This is a genomic window from Rhodobium orientis (assembly GCF_003258835.1).
Lineage (GTDB): Bacteria > Pseudomonadota > Alphaproteobacteria > Rhizobiales > Rhodobiaceae > Rhodobium > Rhodobium orientis.
In genome coordinates this window covers 1-233 of record NZ_NPEV01000243.1, presented here as the reverse complement: position 1 = coordinate 233, position 233 = coordinate 1, and the positions used below count along the sequence as shown (strand labels likewise).

Here is a 233-nt window from a genome sequence, read left to right as displayed (position 1 = left end):
TTCTTTCCTACACAAGACACGAATATTTCAGGCGCCTGCTCTGCGATGTTATCGGCACATGGGTTGAGAACGGCGAAGCGCCGGATGATATCGAACTGCTGGGCCGGATCGTAAAAGGGATCTGCTACGAAAATGCAAAACACTATTTCCAGTTTGAAGTGAAAGATCGTTTGAAAGCTTAGATTCACAAATTGGCTAGCAGAGGAGCTGCTTTTTCATGGAAATATCGACGA

Annotated in this window: 1 protein-coding gene; it reads left to right on the top strand. The window is 45.5% G+C overall.

The window, feature by feature from the left end:
* The coding region (locus CH339_RS26045; protein WP_146610328.1) for a glucuronate isomerase at positions 1-182 on the top strand (182 nt) is incomplete at its 5' end.
* Positions 183-233: the final 51 nt, after the last annotated feature.